General features: G+C 70.8%; 22 protein-coding genes and 1 tRNA gene. 9 read left to right on the top strand and 14 right to left on the bottom strand.

What is annotated here, in order from left to right; translation table 11 throughout:
- Positions 1-8: 8 nt before the first annotated feature.
- From QN206_08120 to QN206_08090, 7 genes are read left to right on the top strand one after another with little or no spacing between them, the layout of a single operon-like run.
- Positions 9-3,134, top strand: coding sequence for an efflux RND transporter permease subunit (locus QN206_08120; GenBank protein MDR7614777.1), 3,126 nt, complete (start codon positions 9-11; stop codon positions 3,132-3,134).
- Positions 3,131-3,421, top strand: a complete 291-nt coding sequence (locus QN206_08115; GenBank protein MDR7614776.1) for a hypothetical protein — start codon at positions 3,131-3,133, stop codon at positions 3,419-3,421. Before QN206_08120 ends, QN206_08115 begins: the two co-directional genes overlap by 4 nt.
- On the top strand, positions 3,415-4,869 hold the full coding sequence (locus QN206_08110; protein MDR7614775.1) for an HlyD family efflux transporter periplasmic adaptor subunit: 1,455 nt from the start codon (positions 3,415-3,417) through the stop codon (positions 4,867-4,869). The genes QN206_08115 and QN206_08110 overlap by 7 nt, the downstream gene beginning before the upstream one ends.
- Positions 4,866-5,780 (top strand): ABC transporter ATP-binding protein, encoded by a 915-nt coding sequence (locus QN206_08105; GenBank protein MDR7614774.1) that lies wholly within the window; start codon positions 4,866-4,868, stop codon positions 5,778-5,780. Before QN206_08110 ends, QN206_08105 begins: the two co-directional genes overlap by 4 nt.
- Positions 5,777-6,706, top strand: a complete 930-nt coding sequence (locus QN206_08100; GenBank protein ID MDR7614773.1) for an ABC transporter ATP-binding protein — start codon at positions 5,777-5,779, stop codon at positions 6,704-6,706. The genes QN206_08105 and QN206_08100 overlap by 4 nt, the downstream gene beginning before the upstream one ends.
- A complete protein-coding gene (locus tag QN206_08095; protein MDR7614772.1) occupies positions 6,703-7,830 on the top strand; it encodes an ABC transporter permease in 1,128 nt (375 codons plus the stop codon). Before QN206_08100 ends, QN206_08095 begins: the two co-directional genes overlap by 4 nt.
- A 13-nt stretch (positions 7,831-7,843) precedes the next feature.
- Positions 7,844-8,221, top strand: a complete 378-nt coding sequence (locus QN206_08090; protein ID MDR7614771.1) for a RidA family protein — start codon at positions 7,844-7,846, stop codon at positions 8,219-8,221.
- A gap of 21 nt (positions 8,222-8,242) precedes the next feature.
- Here QN206_08090 and QN206_08085 read toward each other — a convergent pair whose 3' ends face one another.
- From QN206_08085 to QN206_08075, 3 genes are read right to left on the bottom strand one after another with little or no spacing between them, the layout of a single operon-like run.
- Complete coding sequence (locus QN206_08085) at positions 8,243-9,058, bottom strand: ABC transporter permease (GenBank protein MDR7614770.1); 816 nt, start codon at positions 9,056-9,058, stop codon at positions 8,243-8,245.
- Positions 9,018-9,854, bottom strand: coding sequence for an ATP-binding cassette domain-containing protein (locus tag QN206_08080; protein ID MDR7614769.1), 837 nt, complete (start codon positions 9,852-9,854; stop codon positions 9,018-9,020). The genes QN206_08085 and QN206_08080 overlap by 41 nt, the downstream gene beginning before the upstream one ends.
- Positions 9,847-10,311 (bottom strand): MarR family transcriptional regulator, encoded by a 465-nt coding sequence (locus tag QN206_08075; GenBank protein ID MDR7614768.1) that lies wholly within the window; start codon positions 10,309-10,311, stop codon positions 9,847-9,849. The genes QN206_08080 and QN206_08075 overlap by 8 nt, the downstream gene beginning before the upstream one ends.
- An 82-nt stretch (positions 10,312-10,393) precedes the next feature.
- Between QN206_08075 and QN206_08070 the strand changes: the two genes are divergently transcribed.
- Positions 10,394-10,467 (top strand) — tRNA-Gln (locus tag QN206_08070).
- A gap of 10 nt (positions 10,468-10,477) precedes the next feature.
- Here the strand turns inward: QN206_08070 and QN206_08065 are convergent.
- From QN206_08065 to QN206_08035, 7 genes are read right to left on the bottom strand one after another with little or no spacing between them, the layout of a single operon-like run.
- Positions 10,478-12,574: a hypothetical protein gene (locus QN206_08065; GenBank protein MDR7614767.1), complete on the bottom strand. Its 2,097-nt coding sequence runs from the start codon at positions 12,572-12,574 to the stop codon at positions 10,478-10,480.
- Between the two features lie 11 nt (positions 12,575-12,585).
- Entirely contained in the window at positions 12,586-13,290 is a 705-nt protein-coding gene (locus QN206_08060; protein ID MDR7614766.1) for a M23 family metallopeptidase, read from the bottom strand.
- Positions 13,287-14,495 carry an LptA/OstA family protein gene (locus tag QN206_08055; GenBank protein ID MDR7614765.1) on the bottom strand — a complete coding sequence of 403 codons (1,209 nt, stop codon included), beginning with the start codon at positions 14,493-14,495 and terminating at the stop codon, positions 13,287-13,289. The genes QN206_08060 and QN206_08055 overlap by 4 nt, the downstream gene beginning before the upstream one ends.
- On the bottom strand, positions 14,492-15,064 hold the full coding sequence (lptC, locus tag QN206_08050; protein ID MDR7614764.1) for an LPS export ABC transporter periplasmic protein LptC: 573 nt from the start codon (positions 15,062-15,064) through the stop codon (positions 14,492-14,494). Before lptC ends, QN206_08055 begins: the two co-directional genes overlap by 4 nt.
- Entirely contained in the window at positions 15,061-16,197 is a 1,137-nt protein-coding gene (locus tag QN206_08045; GenBank protein ID MDR7614763.1) for an LptF/LptG family permease, read from the bottom strand. The genes lptC and QN206_08045 overlap by 4 nt, the downstream gene beginning before the upstream one ends.
- A 7-nt stretch (positions 16,198-16,204) precedes the next feature.
- Positions 16,205-17,752, bottom strand: coding sequence for an Ig-like domain-containing protein (locus QN206_08040; GenBank protein MDR7614762.1), 1,548 nt, complete (start codon positions 17,750-17,752; stop codon positions 16,205-16,207).
- 12 nt (positions 17,753-17,764) lie between these two features.
- On the bottom strand, positions 17,765-18,352 hold the full coding sequence (locus QN206_08035; GenBank protein ID MDR7614761.1) for a hypothetical protein: 588 nt from the start codon (positions 18,350-18,352) through the stop codon (positions 17,765-17,767).
- Positions 18,353-18,479: 127 nt separating this feature from the next.
- Here QN206_08035 and QN206_08030 point away from each other — a divergent pair, with 127 nt between their 5' ends.
- On the top strand, positions 18,480-19,976 hold the full coding sequence (locus QN206_08030; GenBank protein ID MDR7614760.1) for a hypothetical protein: 1,497 nt from the start codon (positions 18,480-18,482) through the stop codon (positions 19,974-19,976).
- A gap of 4 nt (positions 19,977-19,980) precedes the next feature.
- Here the strand turns inward: QN206_08030 and QN206_08025 are convergent, their stop codons facing one another.
- The 4 genes from QN206_08025 to QN206_08010 form a co-directional block, all read right to left on the bottom strand.
- On the bottom strand, positions 19,981-21,411 hold the full coding sequence (locus QN206_08025; GenBank protein MDR7614759.1) for a S8 family serine peptidase: 1,431 nt from the start codon (positions 21,409-21,411) through the stop codon (positions 19,981-19,983).
- Positions 21,412-21,613: 202 nt separating this feature from the next.
- Positions 21,614-22,192, bottom strand: coding sequence for a zf-HC2 domain-containing protein (locus QN206_08020; protein MDR7614758.1), 579 nt, complete (start codon positions 22,190-22,192; stop codon positions 21,614-21,616).
- Positions 22,189-22,737, bottom strand: a complete 549-nt coding sequence (locus QN206_08015; protein MDR7614757.1) for an RNA polymerase sigma factor — start codon at positions 22,735-22,737, stop codon at positions 22,189-22,191. The genes QN206_08020 and QN206_08015 overlap by 4 nt, the downstream gene beginning before the upstream one ends.
- A 99-nt stretch (positions 22,738-22,836) precedes the next feature.
- Positions 22,837-23,535, bottom strand: a complete 699-nt coding sequence (locus tag QN206_08010; protein MDR7614756.1) for a hypothetical protein — start codon at positions 23,533-23,535, stop codon at positions 22,837-22,839.
- Positions 23,536-23,572 lie beyond the last annotated feature (37 nt).

The following is a 23,572-nucleotide window of genomic DNA, read 5'->3' as shown; positions in this document are numbered from 1 at the left end:
AGGGGGCGATGTGGCTCACGCGTCTCTCGATCCGCAGGCCCGTGCTCGTGCTCATGGCCTGGGTGGCCCTGGGCGTCATCGGCCTTCGCCTCCTGTGGGCCATGCCCGTGGAGCTGTTGCCCAACATCGAGTTCCCCGTGGTCTCCATCGTGACCGTCTACCCCGGAGCCGGCCCCCAGGAGGTGGAGACCTCCGTCACCAAACCCCTCGAGGATGCGGTGGGCACGGTCTCGGGGATTCGGGAGATCCAGGCCACCAGCCAGGAGGGCCTGTCCCTGGTGGTGGTGCAGTTCCAGCTCGGCACGGACCTCAACGCGGCCACCGCCGCGGTCCGGGAGAAGGTGGATGCGGTGCGCGCGCAGCTCCCCCGGGACGTCCTCGCGCCCGTGGTCCAGCGGTTCAGCTTCTCCGCCTTCCCCATCCTCTCCCTCTCCCTCACCAGCGCCACCCGCTCCCCTCTGCAGCTGCGGGAGCTCGTGGATGACCGCCTCAAGCCCCGCCTGGAGCAGATCGGCGGGGTGGCCAACGTGGAGGTGATCGGCGGGCAGACCCGGGAGATCCGGATCGCGGTGGACCGGGATCGCCTCCAGGCGTACGGGCTCGGCCTTGGGCAGTTCACCGCGGCTCTGGCACAGGAGAACCTCAACGTCCCCGCGGGCTTCCTCAAGGAAGGGCGGCGGGAGTACGCGGTGCGGGCCCTGGGAGAGTTCACCTCCTTAGAGGAACTCCGCGACCTGCGGTTGGGACTCCCCGGAGGCGGGTCCGTGCGGCTCGGGGATGTGGCGGAGGTCACGGACGGGGTCGGGGAGCGCACGCAGCTCAGCCGGCTGAACGGCCGGGAGAGCGTCACGCTGCTCGTGCGCAAGGCCGCGGACGCCAACACCATCGCGGTGGCGGATGCGGTGAAGCGGGAGCTGCGGCGGATCCAGACGGAGTTCCCGGACCTGCAGGTGACCGTCGCCAGCGACGCCTCCACCTTCACCCGGGAAGCGGTGAACGACGTCTTCCTGGCTCTGCTGCTGGGCATCGTGCTCGCCTCCGTCATCGTGTTCTTCTTCCTGCACGACGCGGTGAACACCTTCATCGTCTTCCTCGCCATCCCCACTTCCCTGCTTTCCAGTTTCGTCGTGATCGCGGGCCTCGGGTTCACCCTGAACTTCTTCACCCTCCTGGGGCTTTCCCTGGCCATCGGGATCCTGGTGGACGACTCCATCGTGGTCCTGGAGAACATCCACCGGCACCTGGAGCGGGGGGAACTCCCCGCGGAGGCCGCCTACAACGGCCGTAGCGAGATCGGACTCGCGGCGGTGGCCATCACCCTGGTGGACGTGGTGGTGTTCGTGCCCCTCGCTTTGGCCGGTGGGATCTTCGGACAACTCCTGCGGCCCTTCGGCCTCACCGTGGCCACGGTGACGTTGTTCAGCCTCTTCGCCGCCTTCACCCTCACCCCCATGCTGGCGGCCCGGTGGCTGCGCCGCCGCACCGGGCACGAGGAACCGCAGGGATTCGCGGCGCGGCTGTTCGCGCCCCTGGATCGCTTCTACGGGTGGCTCGACGGAAGGTACCGGGCGCTCCTGTCCTGGGCCCTTCACCACCGCGTTGAGGTGGTCCTCCTCGGCGGACTCTCCGTGCTCCTCGTCTTTCCCCTCGCCTCCCGGCTCGGGTTCGAGTTCATCCCCTCCGTGGACCAGGGCGTGTTCACCGTGCGGCTGGAACTGCCCGCGGGCACCAACCTCGAGACCACGGAGGCCACGGCCCGGCGGGTGGAGGCGTTGTTGCGCCGGGTGCCGGAGGTGGAGACGGTCATCACGAACGTGGGCACCTCCGGGCAACAGGCCCAGACCGGACCTCAGTTCGCGCAGCTCCTGGTGCGCCTGCGGGAAGAACGCCACCGCACGGACCGGGAGATCGTGGCGCAGCTGCAACGGGATCCCGAGGCGAACCAGCTCCCCGGAGCCCGGGTGGTGTACGCGGCGGGCAACGTGGCGGGGCCTCAATCGCCCGTGGAGGTCCGGGTGCGGGGGGAGGATCTCGGCCTCCTGAGCGCCACCGCGGACCGGATCGCGGATCGCCTGCGCGCGGTCCCCGGGATCCGGGACGTGGACGTGAGCGTGCGCCTGGGCCGGCCGGAGCTCCGGGTGCGCATGGACCGGGAGCGGCTCACGGAGCTCGGCCTCAGCACCGCGGCCGTGGCGGGGATCCTGCGCAATGCCGTGGAGGGGAGCACGGACATCCGCTTCCGGACGGGCGAGAAGGAGGTCCCCGTGCGCATCCGCATGGTGCGGGAAGGGCGGCCGCTCCGGCCTGAAGATCTCGGGGACGTGCTGCTCGCCGTGGTCTCGGGCCGACCCGTATACGTGCGGGACGTGGCCCGCATCGAGACCGGGACCGGGCCCACCCGCATCGATCGGCGCAACCGGCAGCGGGTGGTCTCCGTGACCGCGAACCTGGAGCCCGGATCCTTCGCGGGCAACGTGAACCAACTGGCGGCCCGGGCCATCGCGGACATCCGCCCTCCGGGCGTGGTGGTGGAGCTCGGCGGGCAGGCGGAGCAGATCGCGGAGGCGGGCGGGACGTTCCTCTTCGCCCTGGGGCTGGGCGTGGTGTTGGTCTACATCCTGCTTTCGGCCCTCTTCGAGAGCACCTTCACGCCGTTTGCCATCATGCTGGCCCTGCCCCTCGCCTGGGTGGGCGGGATCCTGGCGCTGTTGCTGGCTGGGAAGTCCCTTTCCATGGTGAGCGCCATCGGCTTTATCCTGCTCACGGGGCTCGTGATGAAGAACTCCATCCTGCTGGTGGACTACACGAATACCCTGCGGGCGCGGGGGCTGCCCCGCACGGAGGCGGTGCTGGAGGCCGGTCCCACGCGGCTCCGGCCCGTGATCATGACCACCCTTTCCGTGATCCTCGGGAGCCTCCCCGTGGCCCTGGAGTTCGGCAAGGGCTCGGAGCTGCGCTCACCGCTGGCTTGGGCCGTGATCGGGGGCCTCGCCTGGTCCACCCTCCTCACCCTGGTGGTCATCCCCGTCACCTACACCCTGCTCGACGACCTCCGGGGATGGGTGGCGAGGCGGGCGCGGAGCCTCAGGCCCACGCCCGGGGTGGCCGCGCACCCGGAGGAGGCGGGACGATGAAGCTGGTGGCGGTGATCTACGAGGCGGGGATCGACGATTCGATGATGGAGCTCCTGCAGCGCCTGGAACTTCCCGGCTGGACGAAGTTGGAGGGTGCGGTGGGGTCCGGAAGGAAGGGGCTGCGGCTGGGCACCCCCATCTGGCCCGGCACCAATAACCTGCTGCTGGCGGTGCTGGAGGAGCCTCAAGTGCAGGGGTTGCTGGAGGCGCTCGAGACCCTCAAGCGGGGATACCTCCGGCCGCCGGCCCTGTTCGCCTTCGTACAGCCCGTGGAGACGGTATGGTAGCGCGGCGGTGGCTCGTCCTGGTTGTGGCCGCGGGCGTGGCCGCGTACTTCCTGTGGCCGCGTGGCCTGGCAAACCCGGACCGCATCGAGGCGAGCGGCACCATCGAGGCCACGCAGGTGGACGTGGCTCCGAAGGTGGCGGGCCGCATCCGCCGGATCCTCGTACGGGAGGGAGAGGCGGTGCGGGCGGGGCAGGTGGTGGCGGAGCTGGAGGCGGAGGAGCTGCTGGCCCAGCTCGCCCAGGCCCGGGCCAATCTCCGCTTGAGCCAGGCCCGCTTGAGCCAGGCGGAGGCGGCGTTGAGCCTCCAGCAGGCCCAGTACCGGGCCTCGGTGGAGCAGGCGCAGGCCGTCCTACGGGCCACGAAGGTCCGGGTGCCCCAGGCCCGGGAAGCCACGGAGGTGCAGCGGTCCACCGCGAGGGCTCAGATCCAGCAAGCTGAAGCTCAAGTGCAGCATGCCCGCGCCCAGCGGGCTGCCGCGGAGGCCAACCTCCGGGCCCTGCTCCGCAACCTGGAGGCCACCCGGGCCCAGGTACAGGCGGCAGAGGCCGCCCGTCACACCGCGGAAGCCCAACTCGCCGCGGCCCAGGCTCAGCTGGACCGGGCCCGGGCGGATGCCGCCCGGGCGGAGGCCCTCTACCAGGCCGGGGCCATCGCGGCCCAGCAGGTGGACGCGGCGAGAGCCCAGCTGGCGAGCGCCCAGGCGGCGGCGGAGGCCGCCCGGGCTCAGAGCGAGGCTGCGCGGGCCCAGTACGAGGCCGCTCAGGCGCAGCTCTCTGCCCTCACGGAGCAGATCGCGGCGGCCCGGGCCGCGGTGGCCCAGGCCGCGGCCGCGGATCAGGCGGCCCGCTCCGCCCTGTCCGCGGCCCGGGCGGCGGAGCGGCAGGTCTCCATCCGGAGGCTGGAGGAAGAGATCTCCCGGGCCCAGGTGGCCCAGGCGGAGGCCGGCCTGCGGAGCGCCCGGGCGGCCCGGGAACTCGTGCGCCAGCGGGCCCGGGAGGTGGAGGCCGCCCAGGCCGCCGTCGAGCAGGCCCGGGCTGCCCTGCGCCTGGCGGAGGTGGCCCGCGCGCAGGCGGTGCTGCGTTCGCCCATCTCCGGCGTGGTCCTGGCGCGGCTGGCGGAGGTGGGCGAGCTCGTGAATCCCGGAGCCCCGGTCCTCACCGTGGCGGACCTCAACCGCCCGTATCTCCGGGTGTTCGTACCGGAGGCGGACCTGGGGCGCGTGCGGCTGGGACAGCCCGTGGAGGTCCGGGTGGACGCCTATCCGAACCGGGTCTTCTCCGGCCGGGTGGTGGAGATCGCGAACCGGGCGGAGTACACGCCCGGCAACGTCCAGACCCGAGAGGAACGCACCAAGCTCGTCTTCGCGGTGAAGATCGCCCTGCTGAACCCAGGCGGGCTCCTCAAGCCCGGGCTTCCCGCGGATGCCCTCCTGCGCGTCCAGCCATGACCCCTGCCATCGTGTGCCGGGGACTCGTGCGCACCTTCGGACCCCTACGGGCGGTGGACGGGGTGGATCTGGAGGTCCAGCAGGGCGAGATCTTCGCCCTGGTGGGACCGGACGGTGCGGGCAAGACCACCCTCATCCGTCTCCTGTGCGGGGCCATCACGCCCACCGCCGGCGAGGTTCGGGTCGCGGGACGGGACGTGGTGCGGGAGGGGGAGGAGGTCCGGGAGCGCGTCGGATACATGCCCCAGCAGTTCAGCCTCTACGGGGACCTCACCGTGTGGGAGAACCTGCGGCTGTACGCGGACCTTTACGGGATTCCACCCGCCCGCTTCCGGGACCGCGCAGAGCGTCTCCTGGTGGCCTTCGGCCTGGAGGAGGCCCGGGACCGGCTCGCCGTGAACCTCTCGGGCGGCATGCGGCAGAAGCTCGCGCTCGCCTGCACCCTGGTGCACGAGCCGGAGGTGCTGCTCCTGGACGAGCCCACCACGGGCGTGGACCCGGTCTCGCGCCGGCAGTTCTGGCGCATCCTGTACGAGCTCAACCGCCAGGGAATCACGGTGTTCCTCAGCACCACCTACATGGACGAGGCGGACCGGGCCTCCCGGGTGGGGCTCCTGCACCGGGGAAAGTTGCTGGCCTGCGACGATCCCGCCACCCTGCGCGCGCAGTTGCGCGGGACGGTGGTGGAGGTGGTGGCCGAGCCCCGCTCCCGGGCAAAGGCGGTTCTGCGGGAGAGCCCCCTCGTGCGCAGTCTGGAGGTCTTCGGAGACCGGTTCCACGCCCTGCTGGATCCCCAAGTCGGGCCGGACTCCCTGCGGCGGGCCCTGGAGGAGGCAGGGGTGACGGTGCGCGGGCTGCGGACGGTGCGGCCGGGATTGGAGGACGTGTTCGTGGCGCGGTTGCGGCCATGACGGAGGTGGCGGTCCGGGCGGAACGCCTCACCCGGGTCTTCGACGGGCTCGTGGCCGTGGACCACGTTTCCTTCGAGATCCGTCGGGGCCGGATCTGGGGGTTTCTCGGCCCCAACGGCGCGGGCAAGTCCACCACCATCCGCATGCTTTGCGGGATCCTCATGCCCACGGAGGGGACCGCGTGGGTCCTGGGCCGCGATGTGCGGCGGGAGGCGGAGGCCATCAAGGCCCGCATCGGCTACATGACCCAACGGTTCAGCCTCTGGCGGGACCTCACCGTTCGGGAGAACCTGGAGTTCTACGGCGGGGTGTACGGGCTGTGGGGGCCGGACCTGCGCCGGCGGGTGGAGGCGTGGCTGGAACAGGCGGGGCTTGGGGCCCGCCAGCACGACCTCGTGGCCGCGCTTCCGGGCGGGCTCCGCCAGCGGCTTGCCCTCGGGTGCGCGGTGCTGCACCGGCCGGAGGTGCTGTTCCTGGATGAACCCACGGCCGGCGTGGATCCCCTCTCCCGCCGGCAGTTCTGGGACCTCATCGACCGCTTCTCCGAAGAGGGGACCACGGTGATCGTCACCACCCACTACATGGACGAGGCGGAGCACTGCGACGAGCTGGCCTTCATCTACAACGGCCGGCTCATCGCCCAGGGGCCCCCGGAGGAGATCAAGCGCACCCGCATGCCGGGCGTGGTCCTGGAAGTGCGGGTGGACCGCCTCATGGAGGCCCTGGCCGCCTGCGAGGGGCATCCCCTCGTGCGGGAGGCGGCCCTGCACGGCGCCGCCATCCATGCCATCGTGGAGGACGTCGGGGTGGCCCCGCGGCTTTTGGGGGATCTGCGGGCGTCCGGGTTCGCGGTGGAGTCCGTGGAGCCCGTGCTGCCGAGCCTCGAGGACGTCTTCGTGGCCCTGGTGGAGGCGGAGGAGGGATGAGCCTCCGGCGCTTGGGGAGCATCGTGCGCAAGGAGACGGCTCAGCTCCTGCGGGACCGTCGCACCCTGGGCATCATGATCACCCTGCCCATCATCCAGCTCGTGCTGTACGGATACCTCACCAACGAGGTCCTCCACCAGCCCACCGCGGTGTGGGATCAGTGCGGGTGTGCGGAGAGCCGCACCCTCGTGCGGGCCTTCGAGAACACCCGGTACTTCACGGTCCGGTGGTGGGTCCGGAACCTGCAGGAGATGGAGCGCCGACTGGATCGGGGGCAGGCCAAGATCGGGATCGTGATCCCTCCGGACTACGCCCGGCGCCTCCGGGCGGGGGAGGTGGCGCAGGTGCTGGTGGTGGTGGACGCCTCCGACGCCACCAGCGCCCGGGTAGTGCTCTCCGTGGCGGGTGGCGTGGGCGCGCGCCTTTCCCAGGACCTCACCGTGCACCTGGTTCGGCGCCGGGGACAGCGGCCGCCGGTGCAGCCCGTGGAGGTGCGCACCCGGGCCTGGTACAACCCGGACCTCCGCAGCCAGGTGTTCATCGTGCCGGGGATCCTCGGGGCCATCCTGCAGTTCACCACCACCTTCCTCACCATCGGGGTCATCGTGCGGGAGCGGGAGCTGGGGACCTTCGAGCAGCTGGTGGTGACCCCCATCCGGCCCGCGGAGCTCATGCTGGGCAAGATCCTGCCGCTCGTGGGCCTGGGCTACATCAACCTGACCTTTATCCTGGGATTGGCCTGGGTGTGGTTCGGGGTCTCCGTGAAGGGGAGCCTCGCGCTCCTCTACCTCCTCACCCTGGCCTTCTTCTTCTCCAGCCTGGGCCTGGGCACCCTCATCTCCACCGTCTCCCGCACCTTCACCCAGGCGGCCCAGCTCGCCCAGCTCATCCTCCTCCCCAGCATCCTCCTCTCCGGTTTCCTCTTCCCCCGGGAGTCCCTGCCCGCGGCCCTGCAGTGGGTAGGACTTGTGGTCCCGCTCACCTACTACCTCACCGTGATCCGGGGGATCGTGGTCAAGGGGGTGGGGATCGAAGCCCTCTGGCCCTCCATCCTGGCCCTGGTGGCGTTGGGGGTTGTGGTCTTCGCCGCGGCGATTGTACGGTTCCACAAGAGGCTCGACTGAAGGAGGTGGTGCGGTGAAGGAAGTCATCCACACGGACGCGGCCCCCCGGGCCATCGGCCCGTACTCCCAGGCGGTGCGGGCGGGCGGCTTTGTGTTCGTCTCCGGTCAGATTCCCCTCGACCCCGAGACCGGGGAGCTCGTCACCGGGGATGTGCGGGTGCAGACCCGGCGGGTCCTGCTGAACATCGCGGCCATCCTGGAAGCCGCGGGCACCTCCCTCGAGCGGGTGGTGCGCACCACCGTGTACCTCAGGGACCTGAACGACTTCAACGCGGTGAACGAGGAGTACATGAACTTCTTCCGGGACGCCCGGCCGGCCCGCACCACGGTGCAGGTGGCGCGGCTGCCGCGGGACGCCGCGGTGGAGATGGACGTGATCGCCCTGGCGTGAGGGCGAACCCTCCGGCCGTCCCTACACGGCCACGCGGGGATACAGGCGCGCGGCCACGGTGGCCAGCAGGCTCAAGGCCGCCACCTGGACCACGAGGTCCACGCCGAGCCCGAACTGGGTGTGTCCGCCGGGGAGCATGAGGGCCCGGAGGGCGTCCACCTGATAGGTGAGGGGGTTGATGGAGGAGATGGCCCGCAGCCAGGCGGGCATGAGCTCCAGGGGGTAGATGGCGTTGCTGGCGAAGAACAGGGGCATGGTCACCAGCTGCCCGATCCCCATGAGCCGCTCCCGGGTCTTCACCAGACACGCCACCAGCAGGGAGAAGGTGGCGAACACCGCGGCCCCCAGGGTGACGAACACGGGGACTCCGAGCGCCGTGTCCCACCCGATCCGCAGCCGGACGCCCAGGAGGAGGGCGATCAGATACACCATCACCGCCTGGGAAAGCCCCCGTAGACCCGCGGAGAGGGCCTTGCCCAGGACCAGGGCGCCCCGGGGAGCAGGGCTCACCAGGTACTTGTGCAGGACCCCGAGGTCCCGCTCCCAGATGATGGCGATTCCGTAGAAGATGGCGATGAACAGCCCGCTCTGGGCGAGGATCCCCGGGGTGAGGAACTCCCGGTATCCCACGGCTCCCGTGGGGATCCCCCGCACCCGGGCGAAGACCCCGCCGAACACCACGAGCCACAGGATGGGCTGGATCGCGCGGGTGAAGAGTTCCGCGGGGTCGTGCGCCAGCTTGCGCAGCTCCGCCTCCACCACCACGAACGTGCCCCGCACGAACTCCGTCAGGCGATCAGCCGAGCCGGCGCGCGGTGCGGCGCGTACGGAGGACATCCCGGAACGTCCCTCCTTCCGTAATGGCCCCTCCCGTGAAGTGGGCGAACACGTCGTCCATCGTGGCCCCACCGCCCACGCGGGCCTTGAGGTCCTCAGGAGTCCCCAGGGCTGCGAGCCGGCCCCGGTGGAGGATGGCCACGAGGTCGCACAGCTCGTCCGCCTCCTCCATGTCGTGGGTGGTGAGGACCACGGTGGTGCCGAACCGGTCGCGCAGTTCCCGGATGTGCGCCCACACCGCCCGTCGGGCCACGGGGTCCAGCCCCACGGTGGGTTCGTCGAGGAACAGGACCTGCGGGCGGTGCAGCATGGCCTGCGCGATCTCCAGTCTCCGGATCATGCCCCCGGAGTAGTTGCGCACGAGCACGTGGGCGGCCTCCCAGAGCCCCATGTACCGCAACGCTTCCTCCACCCGCTGCCCGCGTTCCTTCCGGGGGATCCCGTACAGCTTGGCGGAGATCAGCAGGTTCTCGTAGCCGGTGAGCAGCCCGTCCGCGGACAGCAGCTGCGGCACATACCCGATGCAGCGGCGGACCTGGTGGGCTTCCCGTACGACGTCCCATCCCGCGACCCGAGCCTCGCCGGCGGTGGGCTCGAGAAGGGTGGTGAGCATCTTCACGGTGGTGGACTTCCCGGCCCCGTTGGGCCCCAGCAGCCCGAAGACGATCCGCGCGGGGATGGTGAGCGACAGACCGTCCACCGCCACGAGGTCTCCGTACCGCCGGGTGAGCCCCACGGCCTCCACCGCGGGCCGTCCGTCCCGGCCGGTTTCCAGGCGGGGAGGGACCTCAGTCATCGCCACCCCGGAACACCTCCTCGAGGATCTTCATGGCCTCGCGGACCCGCTCGAGCCGGCCCGGAGAGAGGGAGGCGAGCTTCTGCCGCAGCCGCGCTTGGGTGGCCCGCCAGGCCCGCTCCAGGAGGCGCGCACCCGCGGGCGTGAGCTCCAGAACCACCCGGCGCCGCTCCCGGGGGTCTGCGGTCCGGCGCACCAGCCCCCGCTGCACCAGCCGCTCCACCAGGGCCGAGGCCGTGGGCGGGGTCACGCCCAGGTGCTCCGCGAGGGCCTGGAGGGAGGCGCCTGGGTGGTGCCGGAGGTAGACGAGGGACCGGAACTGCGGGATGGACACCACCTGGGCCGCGGCCGCGCGCATCCCGCAGCGCAGGAACCGCATCACCACGGGCACCGTCTCCGCGATGGCCACCGCACAGTCCTCGAGCGCCTCCTGGGCGCCCGGCGCTGGATGTTTCATCGAGCGAACAGTTCGCACATCGAAAGAATAGCACCGTCCCGCTCCCCCGTCCAGCCCCGGAGTTGGTACAATGGAAAGGCCCTGGGGGGTCGTCCAACGGTAGGACATCGGACTTTGGATCCGGGAATCCGGGTTCGAATCCCGGCCCCCCAGCCAGCGGCATTCCCTAGCGCGTGGGTGTGGGCAGGAGAGGTTGGGGGAAGAGCACGCCCGTCTGGCCCAGGCCGATTGCCCCCACCGCCTGCGGGAAGGCCGTGAGCCAGGCCTCCAGCCAGACCGCTTGGTCCGCGCCCCGGTACGTGGCGCTCGCGGCCCAGCACTGCTGGTAGTAGTTCAGCTGGATGGTGTCGTGGAAGAGCTGCCCCGTGGTCGCGGTGTACCGCCCCGCGTACACCACCTCCCACTGATCCGACAGCCGCGCCCGCACCTGGGCTTCCACCGTGGCGAGACTCCCCAGGGTCAGGTCGTACTGGGCCGCGGTGGCCAGGGTCCACCCGGGAAGCGGCAACCACTGCACCCGCAGCACCACCGGGTCCGGGAGGGCCCGGATGAAGTTGTACGGGATCGCGATCTCCGCGGTGAGGGCGGGGTCCTGGTAGGTGAGCTGCGCCTGCAGGGTATTGATGCGGGTGGGATCCCGGTCGAACTGGAAGGGGGTGTCGCCCGCCCCATCCTTGTAGGTGTAGGTCAGGCGGCCCGTGAGCCGTGGGCCCATCTGCTGGCTGAACCCGAGGTTCCCGAACACCAGGGCCCGCAGGTTCCCCGTGGTGTAGTAGGAGGTCCGCAAGGAGAGCTGGAGGTTCGCGGAGGTCTGTGGGCTCAGGGTGTGGGTGCCCGAGAGGATTGCCTGCACATCCAGCCGTCCCGCGGGGAGCGAGAGCATTCCCGCCCCGGAGGGCGCGGTCTCCACGTAGTACCCCGCGGATCCCTGCAGCTGGAGGAAGAGGTTCAGGCTTCCCAACCGGAGAGGCTGGGGGAACCCCGTGTAGTTCAGCTCGGGGAGGCGAGAGACCGAGGGGATCAGGTCTCCGGTGTACGCCTCCCCTTCCAGATCCAGCCGCTGCTCCGCCACCAGCTGGAGGGTGTATCCGGGTCCGGTGTACGAGAGGTCCAGGCGGGGCGTGGCCTCCAGGTCCGTGAAGCCCACCCCGCCCCGCTGGCTGAAGGGGATCTGCAGCCGGCCCGTGAGGTTGGGGAGGAGGGTCCGGTTGTACTGGAGGAGGCCGTTGAGGAAGTCCCCGGCAAACCCCTGAGGGGTGTCGTTCCGCGTGTAGGCGGCGAAGAGGTTGCCGGACTGCACGGGGTCGAGGTACACGGCGTCCAGGCTGGTGTACAGGGAGCGCGTGAGGCCTCCGTCCCCGAATTGCCTGCGGAACTCGTCGTAGAAGGCGCCCACGGCGAGTCCCCCTCCGAAATCGTGGCGGTGCTGCAGCCGCAGCCGGAGGTCCGTGCTGGCCACCTTCCGGTTCTGCAGGAAGTACACGAAGTAGTCCCCCTGACCCCGGTTGTACCGCCACAGGTGCTCGACCCCTCCCCCGAACCCGATCCGCTCCATCCAGTCCGTGTACACGAACCCCAGGTGCTCCTCGCTCAAGAAGTACGTGGTGGTCACCTTGACGAAGAACCCCTCCTCCTCGCTGTAGCCCACCAGCGGCAGGATCCGGGTCTGCCGGGGCTCCCGGAGGAAGAGGATGAAGAAGGGTAGGGTGAGGATCTTCGCGCCGAAGAGGTAGAGGGAGACGTCCCGCATCACCACCCGGTCCTGGGGGATGAACTCGATCTCGCGGGCCGCGAGCTTGTACGGAGCTCCGGGGTCGTCCAGGTCGCACGTGGTGACCTCCGCGTTGCTGAAGCACATCCGCTGTTCCGGATTGCCCTCCATCCGGCCCGCCCGGATGTGGATGGGATCCCGAGTCAAGGGGTCCCGCCACCGGGTCTCCGCGGCCTCCAGGCTGCCGAGGCGGGTTCGCAGGTTGTACGTGAGGTGCTCCGCGGTCACCACCTGCCCCGCGCTCTCCAGGACCACCCTCCCTCGGGCCACCAGCTCCATGGGCTCCAGTTCCAGCAGCACCTCCTCTGCCCGGAGGGTGAGGTCCTGGTATTCCACCACCACGTTGCCCAGCCCGTACACCACCTGCCGGGCCCGGTCGTACCGGAGGTAGTCGGCCCGTACCCGGACGGGGACCCCTTCCTCCTGGGGGGAGGCGGGGGTCACCAGCGCGAGGGCCAGGAGGACGGCGAGCAGACCGGTCCGGATGCGCAAGCCGGATTCCCCTACGGAGTCGGCGGAGCCGCCCCGGGCTTCCACAGCCAGAAGCTCGGAGCGCCCTGCGGGTGTTGGGCCCACGGGTCCGGGAAGGGACCTTCCCACCCGAAGGGGTCCACCCAGGTCGGGGCTCCGGAGTTCGTGCCATCGAGCCGCTTGACCTCAAAGTGCAGGTGCGGCCCCGTGCTGCAGCCCGTGTTTCCCGTTAGCCCCACCTGTTGTCCGGCCATTACCCGTTGCCCCACCCGTACGTCCACCCGATCGAGGTGGTGGTAGCCCACCCGGAACCGGGTGCCGTCCGGCGCGGTCACCAGGATCTCCACCGCGAGCTGGTCCGAGACCGTCCGCCCGAACCCGGGTAGGGGGCAGAAGAAGGGAGGCAGGACCCCCGCGTTCACCACCTCTCCGTCCGCCACCGCGAACACGGGGGTTCCCCGCCACAGCAGCCAGTCCCACCCTGTATGGCCCTCCTGTCCGAACAGGAACCGGTTTCCCCGGAAGGTAAGGGAGTAGCCCTTGCCCGTGGGTTGTCCGGGGTACTGGTGGTCGAAGACGTTGGTGACCCCCGGGTCACCCTGGAAGGGCCGGTCGAAGAGCGCCAACATCCGGTTTCCGGGCCTCGGGGTGGGGCCGTCGTTAGGAGGCTCCAGGGAGAGCGCCCCGCACCCAGAGGCCAGCAACGGAAGCCAGAGCAAGAGGGCCGCGAACCTCACGGCCGCACCGGGAAGGTGGTGTCCACGGCACCGTAGGCCTCGAAGGTGTCCTCCTTGAGGGAGACCACTACCCGCTCCGCCAGGAGCCACGCGCCGTCCTCCCGCTCCATGCGGGCCCGCCTTCCCACGAGGAGGATGATCCCGTTGCGGTCGTCGTACTCCGCCCGCTCGCCGGTGGCGCTCCGCTTGCCCTGGGTCACCCGGACGTTGCCGGTGGCCACCGCGTCGCGGGTGCTGAGGTAGATCACGATGCGGTCCGCCTGGATGGTGGCCGGCGTCTCCAGGGCCTTTCTCTCCTCCTCCGTCTCCGGGGCCCGGACCAACCTCTCCCGCACCAACCACTGCCCGCTCCGCTGGTGGACCTCCGCCTTTCCCACGAGTTCTATGCGGTCCTCCTTCTCGGAATAGCGGGCCTCCTCCGCCCGGGCTTCCTTGTCCACCTGCACGATGCGCACCTCTCCCTCCGCCCGGGCTTCGTTGGTCTGCTGCCAGGCGAACCAGAAGGCCCGGGAGGCGGTGATGGTGGTGTCCTCCTTCGCGAGGGCCGCGAGCACCCGGTCCTGCTCCCGGCCCCGGGGCGGAGGCCCCCCCTTCCGCACGAGGCGCGCGGGACCCCGTACCCGGGCCTCCTTTTTCGCGAGGTCCGCCCACATGGCCTCGCCTTCCAGGGTGGAGTCCTTGGTCTCCAACCGCACGCTTCCCGAGGCGTCCGCGACCCTCTCCCGCACCCGGTAGGTGAGCTCCCGAGCCCGGAGGGTCTGGTCCGGCTGCTCCACCGCCACCTCCTGGGAGGCTTTCACCGCCTGGTCCTGCAGCCCGTAGGTGAGCTGGCCCGCCCGGAGGATGAGGTCCGGCTGCTGCACCACGACGCCCCCGGAGGCGTGCACCACGCGGGGGGTCGCCTCGTACCGGATGGAGGGCGCGGATAGGGTGGTGGGGCCCTGGACCACCCGCGCGTTCCCCTCGGCCCAGGCGGTGCGGGTACGCTCGTGGTAGGTGAGGGCCTCGCCCGTGACCGTGACGTCTCCCAGCACGAGGCGCACGTTTCCCCGGGCCTCGAAGACGCCGTTACGGGCGTCGTACCGGATCCGGTCCGCCTGCAGCCGCCCCTGCCCGGGCTCCGGGGCCCGCATGGGCTGCTGGGCGAGGACGGGCGCGGCCAGGACCGCTCCCAGGAAGAGGGCGAAGGCCAACCCGTACCTCATCGGCCTCCCTCCGGGCCGGGGCTGGGAAGGGAGCGGACGTCCAGCTGGATATCCACCTCCCCCTCCATCTCCACCACGTCCCGCTGCACGTGGTAACGCAGAAGGCGGGCCCGGGCGTGATTCCGGCCGAGCTGGAACTCCACGCCCTTCGGGAAGACGAGGACCGCCCGGTCGTTGTGGTACACCATCTCAGGCGCCCGCAGCCAGTCCCCGTCAGGGGAGGTGACCTCCACCTCCCCGGTGGCCACGAAATTCTGGGTCTGCCGGTTGAAGACGATGCGCTTCGCCCGCACCCTCAGGAACTCCTTCCCCTCCCGGAACACGGTGGCCTGACCCACTTCCTTCAGGGTGGCGCGTTGCTGATCCGGGCTGACTTCCGCCTCCCGGGCCCGCAGGTCTACCTGGGGCACTCCCTTGTGCCGGACCACTACCCGGGTCTCCTCCGCGCGGAGCTTTACGGGGGGGGCGGGTGTGGCCACCGCCTGGGGAGGCACGGGCTCCGTGCGCATGGCCCACGCCAATCCCGCGGCGAGCCCGGCGAGGATCCCCACCACCGCCAAGGTCCTCATCCCGCCTCCGCCGGCTGGGGGGAGATCGGAGGAGCCGCCTGGGCCCGCCGGCCCCGCAGCAGGCCCTCCGTGTACAGGTAGAGGAGGGCGCCGCCCGCGAGGAACGCCAGGTTCGCGGCCCATGCGCCCAGGAAGGGGTGGAGGGTTCCCGCCTTGGCCCAGGCCCGGGCCGTGCTCATCACCGCGTAGTACACGAAGACGAGGGCGATGGCGGCTCCCACCCCCGTGTAGTGCCCGCCCCGGGCCGCCACGAGCCCGAGGGGGGCGGCCATGAAGGCGAAGATCAGCGCCGCGAGCGGGGCCGCGAACTTGAAGTAGTAGTCCACCGCCAGGGGCTGGGGGTCTACCCCGCTCTGACGGAGCTGCTGGAGATGCTGCCGCAGCTCCGAGGCGGACATCTCGTCCGGGGTCTTCTGCTGCAGCAGGAACCCCTCCGCGTCCACGTCCACCCGGAGCTCGAACCGCTGAAAGCCCGCCTCGTAGCTCGTGAACCCGTTCCGGTCCAGCTCCCGGATCACCCCTTGCTCCAGCACCCACACCCCTTCCCCGAAGGTAGCCCGCTGGGCGGTGATGAGGCGGGGGAAGGCGCCTCCCAGTTCGTACACCATCACCCCCTGCAGGGTCCGGTTCGTGTAGTCCACCTGCCGCACGTAGAAGTACCGGTTCTGGGGGCCCCGGAAGAAGACGTCCTGCTTGATGTTGGGGAAGACCTCGCGGAAGATGGTGCGGCGCACCAACTCATCCGCCTTCCGGTTCGCGAGGGGCGTGAGGTACTCGTTCACCCCGAAGCTGAGGACGCTCACCACGAGCCCGAACCCCATCACGGGGAGGAAGATCCGGGTGAGGGGGAGCCCCGCCATCCGGAGGGCGATGATCTCCCCGTCCTTCGTGAGCCGCCCGATCCCCAGCAGGGTTCCGAGCAAGGTGGCGACCGGGAAGGTGATCACTAGCATGTGGGGGAGTTTGTAGAAGAACAGGCGCAGAAGGGCCCACAACGGTACCTGTCCCCGCGCCAGGTACTCCGCGAGCACGTAGAGGATGTCGCCGATGAGGATGACGAGGAACGCGAAGACCCCTGCGAGGAACGGAGAGAGGAGCTCGCGGGCCACGTACCGGTCGAGGAGGGAGGGCATGGATCCGCTACCTCCTCCTCCCCTGCCACTGCTGACGCAGTTGCGGCACGTTCACGTTCCGGAGGGCGTCCAGTACGAACCGCGGGAGGTTGACCTGCCCCCGCTCCAGGTCCACCAGGCGCTGGGCGAAGTGCCGCACGAGCACCAGCCCCTCGTTGAAGGTGGCATCCAGGTAGTCCGACTGCTCCTGAGGGTTGGGGAGGAACATGCGGGCCTCCACGGCCCGGACGAGGCTCTCCCGCACTACCGTCTCCCAGTCCTCCCATCCCCGGGCCTCCGCCTCCTGCTTGACGAGGTCGAAGAGTTCCCGGGACTGTAAGGCGGCCTCCCGGTACTGGGCCAAGAGGGGGGTGACTACGGATCGGAGGAAGACCCGAACGACCCCCCGCACGTTGGGGCCGGTGGACGGACCCGTGAAGACGTGCAGGACCTCCCCGAACTGTACCTCCGCGAGGGAGTCCCGGGGCGCCAACAGGTTGGGCACGAGGACCAGTCGGGCGAAGGGGAGGCTCGAGATCCGGAGATAGGTGGCGGCCTGCCGCAACCGGTCCTCCCCCGCGTCCCGCAGCTGGACGACTTCCCGCTCATGCGCCTCCCGGGCCCTCGCCCAGAGGTCCTGCCCCTTCGCCTCCGCGTAGAGCTCCCGGACCAGCGCGTCAAACCCGCTCAGCCGCTGCACCACCCCGTTTCGGGTTTGCCCCGCGGCCGGGGAGGGGTTGGCCTGGGCCGCGGGGGCTCCGGGCCCGGCGCTCGCCCCCCGCAGGTTGGCACGGGAGGAGGGGCTTGCGGTGGGTGTGGGGCTCGCCGGCACGGGACCCGTGGTGGGGGAAGGACCCGGACGCGCGGGCCCCGGGGAAGCGGGGCCCGTCCGGGAGGTTCCCTGCACGGGCTGCGGGACCGGGGCGACCCGCAAGTCCGGGGTGAGCCACAGGGCGTACTCCGATAGGTCCCGCACGGTGGCGGGATGCTGGCCGAGGAACTCCCGGACCTTTCGTACCGCCTCCGGCGCGGTGCGCTCCACGGTTTCCCGGAGGGTTCGCTGGTCCTCCGTGAGGGTCGCCGCGGCCCGCTCGCCGAGGCCCACGAGGTAGGCGAGGAAAACCGCGTACACCCGCTCGTCCGCGCCCGCGAACACCCGGCCCCGCAGCAACCCCTCGGTCACCGCCCCGGACTGGACGACGGAGCCCGTGGTGAACCGGAAGGTGTAGGGCTGCTGCAGGTCGTTCCCCGCCAGGTCCCGCCCCGTGACGGTAACGGTGTACGTGGTGTTGGGTCGGAGGTCCGAGGGGACGAAGGTCACGGTGCGGTTCGCGTTTGACCAGGTGGCCACCCCCAGGGTGAGGCTGGGGTTAGCTCGCAGCTGCACGGTGTTCGTGGCCATGGGCTCGCTGAAGGTGACGGTAATTCGGCCCTCCGTGACGTTCTGGGCCTCGTTCGCGGGCTCCGTGGCGGTCACCGTGGGCGGGGTGCGGTCCGTGGCCGCTCCCCGGATCAGGTTGGACTCCGCGCACCCCGCCAGGAGCACCGCGGATAGGGCCAAGGCCAGCCACCGCATCTGTGCACCTCCTCAAGGAACTCGGAGGGTGACCTCCACGCCCACGACGTCGTAAGCCGGCGGGGCGTTTCCCGCAGGCGCCTCCCCGCGCACCATCACGTCCCGGGCGGGGTCGAAGGAGACGAACCCCAAGGAGTCCTCGATCCCCCGGCCCAGGGCGTCCAGGGGCCGGTACCACTGGTCCGTGGTGACCACGTTGATCTTAATCGGCCCCTGCAGCCGGCCCGAGTCCGCAAGGCGCGAGAGGGGGACCTCCACGCTCAGGGACCTGCGGTCCGGGCCCACGCTGCCGCAGTTGCATGGCTCGGGAGGCAGGGTGGTCCGGAACAGAGACGGTGGGAGATCCACCGTGCGCCGGGCCGCGAAGAAGAACCGGCCCCGATGGTACAGGGCGTAGTGCGTCCAGTTCTCCCCGGAGGGAGTCGGGCCCGTGAGGAGCCCGGGCAGGGTGCTGAAGGCCACGAAGTACCGGCCCGCCTCCGGCCCGTCGTCCACGGGGCCGCTCAGGTGCACCCGGACCACGAGGAGCCGCCCGTCTGCCTGAGCCGCAGCCCCCGTGGCCAGCGCGAGGACCAGGAACAGCAACATCGCCCGGGGCACCCTTAACCTCCTCGCGGTATTCTACACCAATAGACGCCCCCCGGGCCGGGGCGGTTCACCGGCGCCTCGGCCGGAAGCCAGGTATTCCGGATTGGGCATCGAATTTTCAGGGATTCGGAGAGCGCAGATGCGTCGAGGGTTTCTCCTGGTGGCGGCCTTGGTGCTCGCCGCGTGCGGGGGATTCGGGGGATCGCCCGGCGCCGCGTGCCCCACCGGGCCCGCGCCTCCCGGGACCAACACCCTGCGAGGTGTGGTGGTGGAGGGGATGGGCACGGACGGCCAGGTTTCCGGGAGGCCCATCGGTTGTGCCCGGGTCACGGTGGAGACCGAGAACCGGACCGTGGTGGTCTACACGGACGCCTCCGGGGTTTTCGACACGGGGCTCGGGGGCTCGTTCGCCTACGCGATCCACGTGCTTCCCCCGGACCAGGCCGGAGCCGCGGCCCTCTCCGTGTACGACCTGCACACCTCGGAGACCCAGTTCCAGCTGCGGATCGCCCTCCCCCTCCGGAAACCCGCTGGATCCCCCCCGCCGGGTTCCCAGCCGCGGCCCGCGGTCCGCGGCAGGCTGTTGAACTCCTCGGGCTTCCCCCAACCGGGCTTCCTCCCCCGCGGCGAGCAGCCTGGGAGTCCCGGGACTCTCGGGTTCGTGTGGTGGGGGGCATACGGGAACCGGACGAGCCCGCCCTGGATGGATTCCGGGATCACGAACGACGACGGGACGTTCGAGGTGTGGACGGACTCCGTGGCCCGGCACGGCTCCACGCGGCCCTTCTTCGCGGGCAACTACACGGGCCGATCCCCTTCCGGGGACGTCCAGTTCTTCCGGGAGTACGCCCTCATCCCCTCCGTGAGCCTCCCGCCGGACGGAAGCGCGGAGGCGGGCACCGTCCGCCTGGCACCCGTGACCGCGAGCCTCCTCCTCCTCTACGACACCGCGGCCCGGGACGTGCTCCGAGCCCTGGGCCGCAACGGGTTCAGCTTCGTGTACGTCCTCGCCCGTCCCCAGGGAGAACTGGACGACCTGGAGCTGGCCCAGGCTTACACCGGCCCGTTCATCGGGCAGCTGGCGGTACAGCAGGAAGTCCCGGTTCCCCCCGTGCTGGGTGCGACGAGTCCTTTCGTGGGGGTATTCGCCCTGGGGTACGCCTACGACGCTACCGTCCAGGACGGGACCGGAGAGGTCTCCGTCACGCGTTCGCCGTTCCGGGACGGCTCCATCCTCGTCTCTTACCTCCAGGCTCCGGGGGCCCCCGCTTGGGACGCGGGCACCTCCTCCTTCCGGTGGACCCCGGCGCCCGGAGCCGGGGCCCACGAGGTGAACCTGCGGGACTCCGCGGGCCGTCCGGTCTGGGTCGGGGTCCGGGGCGGAGACGGAGGTACTGCCCGCCTCCCGTTTTCCCTTCTGCGCCCCGGCTCCTTCGTGTACGTCTACGCGACCGACTCGGAGCGGCCCGCGGGCTGGGTCCTGGGCCGCACGGGCTCCGTGGTGGGCATCTCCCCCGCCCGCACCCTCCGGGCGCCCATCCCCCTCCGGGTGCGGCCCTCCGCGGTGCTCGCCCGGGAGCCCATTCCCCGCACGATCCGGGAGTCCTACAGCCGGACAGTCTTCATCGCGCCCTGAAGGCCTAGCGGCACCGAACGGTGCGCCTGACGAGCTCCAGCGGCCGGCAGGCGGAGATGCGCCCCCACCCGTACTCGGGATCGAATCCAGGCGGGCCGAGGTCCTGGGCGGTCCTCTCCAGGGCCACCCGCACCGCCTTTGGCCCGAGGCCCGGAAGGATCTCCAGGAGGAGGGCCGCGGCCCCGGACACGTGGGCCGCGGCGAAGGAGGTCCCGGATACGAAGAGGTACCGGCCGGCCGGGAACGCGGTGAGGATGTCCACGCCCGGAGCGACCACGGACAGGAAGCTCCCGGTGGTGCTGGTGGGGTCAAGCCGATCCCTGCGGTCCGTCGCACCCACCGCCACCACGCCCGGGACGGCCGCGGGGTAGGGGGGAGCCCGGTTTGACCCCCCGTTCCCCGCGGGCGCCACCACCAGGATCCCGGCCTCGAGGAGCCTCTGCACCGTCCACCCTAGGACCGCGTCCGGGGGTCCTCCGAGGCTCACGTTGACGATCCGGGCCCCCGACCTCGCCGCGAGGTCCAGGGCCCGGATCACGTCGTCCGTGCGGCAGCGGGCCTCAAGCCCTCCTTTCCGGACCGCGGTACAGGCCCGGATGGCCAGGATCCGGGATCCGGGTGCCACTCCTACAAGCCGCTGCCGGGCCACGATCACCCCGGCCACCGCGGTGCCGTGCACCTCGGGCTCGTACGGGGAGGAGGTCACGTCCCCCGCCCGGACCACCCGGCCCTCGAACTCCGGGTGCGAGGCGTCCAAGCCCGTGTCCACGAGGCCGATGGGGACATCCCGGCCCTGGGTCCACTTCAGGGCGCTCGGCACCTCGAGAAGGGCGGGCGCGTACTGCAGGGCCCGCAGGTCTCCGCCCGCGGCTCCTTCCAGGAGGACCACCAGGTCCGCGGACCGGACGCCGGGAAGTTTCCGGAGCCGCTCCAGCACGGCCTCAGAGTCCAGTCCCGGGGGAACCCGGTAGGTGGCCAGTACTTCCCCGGTGGACGGGAGCGCGTGGGCCCGGAGGAGGAGGAGCCCTGACTGCACAGCAACCCGCTCCGGGAGGCCTTCTGAGGGATCCAGGAGGGCTACCACCTCGTCCGGCACCCGGTCGGGGCCGGCCTTCCCCTTCACCGTATAAGAAGTAGCGAAGGTACGGGCACCCTCGATGGAGACGTCGAGGACGTAACGGCCGGGTTTCCCCGTTGGGAGCGGGGGGCTCAGGAGGGTCTTCCGACCCGATTCCAACCGGACCCGGGTCTCCCCCACCACCTCCCCGTCCACCTGCCACCGGGCCACCACCTCCGCCAGGTGATCCGCCTCCACCAGGATCCTTCCCCTCAGGGGTCGGCCAGGCTCCACCGCCGCGGTGTGCCCTCCTCCCTCGAACCCCACGCTCTCCGAGACCACCCGGACCCCGGGCGCGGCCGCCGAGGAGGTCGGCACTTGACCCCCTCCCGGGAATTCCCGGGAACCGGGAATCCCCGGGTGAGGAGGAGGACCTGGTGGCTGCTCCGCGGGGCTTCCGGGAGGAGCGGGGAGGTCCGGTTTTCCCGTGGCACCGGCCGGGCTTCCCGTGGCCGGGAGGACCGCCACGGCCAGGAGGACCAGGTACAGGCCTACCCGATGCAGGGGGCGCATCCAGCTCCTAGGGCTCGAGTTCTGCGAACAGTACCGCCCGATCCCGCCGGAGTCGCTCTACCGCCCGATCGGGATCCGTGTCCCTGCTCAGCCGGATCCGGTACAGCCCGCTTGCCCGAGGCCCTTCCTCGATGGTGCCGCCGATCTCCTGCAGCAGGGCGCGGATCTCCGCCTCCGTGGTCCCCGGATGGAAGACCACCTGGAGCACGGGGGAAGATTCCCGGCGGGCGACGCCGAGGGTGACGAAGGGGCCGGGGTGAGGGACAACGCCGGCCACCGCCACGACCCACGCGGCCGCGAGGGCCGCAATAAGCCCCGCGTACCGGGCGAAACCGGGACGGCCCCGCTCACGCTCGTGCCGGAGGATGCGGGTCCAGGTGCGGGAGAGAACCTCCGGAGGAGGAGGGGGGAGGGAGCTGGAGAGGTTCTGGAGGCTTCTGCGCAGCTGCAAGCAGCTCTGCATCTCGTGCCTGCATCGGGGGCATCCGGCGAGGTGCTCCTCCACCGCGGCGGCTTCTGCCCCCTCCAGGGTTCCCGCCGCGTACCACGGGAGCAAGCGCCTCAGCCGCTCGTGGTCCGTCGTCAAGTCCCTGATCCCTCCTCCCTCCCCCTTTCCTCCGCCGGTCCGAGGGCATCCCGCAGCCTCCGCTTGGCCCAGAACATCCGGGTCTTCACCGTGTTCACGGGGCAGCCCAGGATCCTCGCGATGTCCTCGTACGGGAAGCCGAAAAAGAAGGCGAGTTCCACCACCTCCCGCTGCTCCCGGGGAAGGGCCCCCAGGGCCTGCTCCACCGCGAGCCGGAGATCCGTCCCCTCGGATCCCCGCCCCTCGGGCTCCCTCGCCTCCCCGTCCAGGTCCTCCCGGGCCGCGGACCGCCGCCGCAGCCACTCCACCGCCTTGTTCCGGGCGATGCGGAACAGCCACGTCCGCGGCCGGCATTCTCCCCGGAACCGGGCCGCCTCCAGCCAAACCGCGAACATGGCCTCGCTCAACACGTCCTCCGCCGCGTGCGCGTCTCCCAGCATCCGATACAGGTAGCCGTACACGGACCGGCTGTGCCGGTCATACCACTCCCGGAAGGCCGTGGGATCCTTCTGCGCGATGAGCCGCAGCAGCTCCTCGTCCGTCATCGCCTCCCGTGAGCTTCGGCGATCCGGGCCTGGACCCCTGCGCCCTCCGCAGGATTAGTCGCAAAATCCAGGACGGAGGTTCAGGGCCGCATGGAGTCCCTACGGCTGGTAGGTCACCTGGAGCGCGATGCTGCCGGGCACCAGGGTGTCGAGATCCCCAGCGGCAAGCGACTCGTTCAGGAGCCGCAGCCGCAGGTCGATGGTCGGGGATCCCAGGCTGACGTAGGCCTGCACGAGGGGCCGAATGTCCACAAGCAGGGTGGTTCCGGGCCCGGTGGCCGCCACCATGGAGACCGTGCCGCCCAGGTTCGGGGCGATGAAGTCAGAGGCGTCCAGGCCTCCGCCGGTTGTCACCCACGGCGTGGCCTCCACCAGGAGCTGCTGGCCGGCCGGGTAAGGGTTCCCCGTCTGGGTTCGCTGGGCCGTGAGGATCGCGGAGAGGATCGTCGCACCCGTGGGGATGGGAGACCGCACGAAGGCGAGGAAGGCGCGCACGACGTCCGTGGAGTCCAGGTCCCCGTCCGGATCCGGATCAGGGCAGATTCCGTTATTGGTGCCGCCCGCCGCCACGTCAACCCCGACCTGGAACACACCAGTGGCCAGAGCGCCGTCCGCGCAAACCGTCCCCCCTCCCGGAACCATCATGAGGGTCACGGTCTGCGGAGGGGGCGTGGGTGTAGGGGTCGGCGTCGGGGTCGGGGTTGGGGTGGGAGTCGGCCCGCCTCCCATCTGGCCGCACGCGGTCGCGAGGATCGCCACCGCTACCGCGGCCGTCACCAGGATGCTCCGCCGGGCCATTCCCATCACCTCCCCGCCTCAAGATTTCGGCGGATCA

The organism is Armatimonadota bacterium, from assembly GCA_031460175.1.
GTDB classification, from domain to species: Bacteria; Sysuimicrobiota; Sysuimicrobiia; order Sysuimicrobiales; family Sysuimicrobiaceae; genus Sysuimicrobium; species Sysuimicrobium tengchongense.
This window is presented reverse-complemented; position numbering and strand designations above follow the sequence as displayed.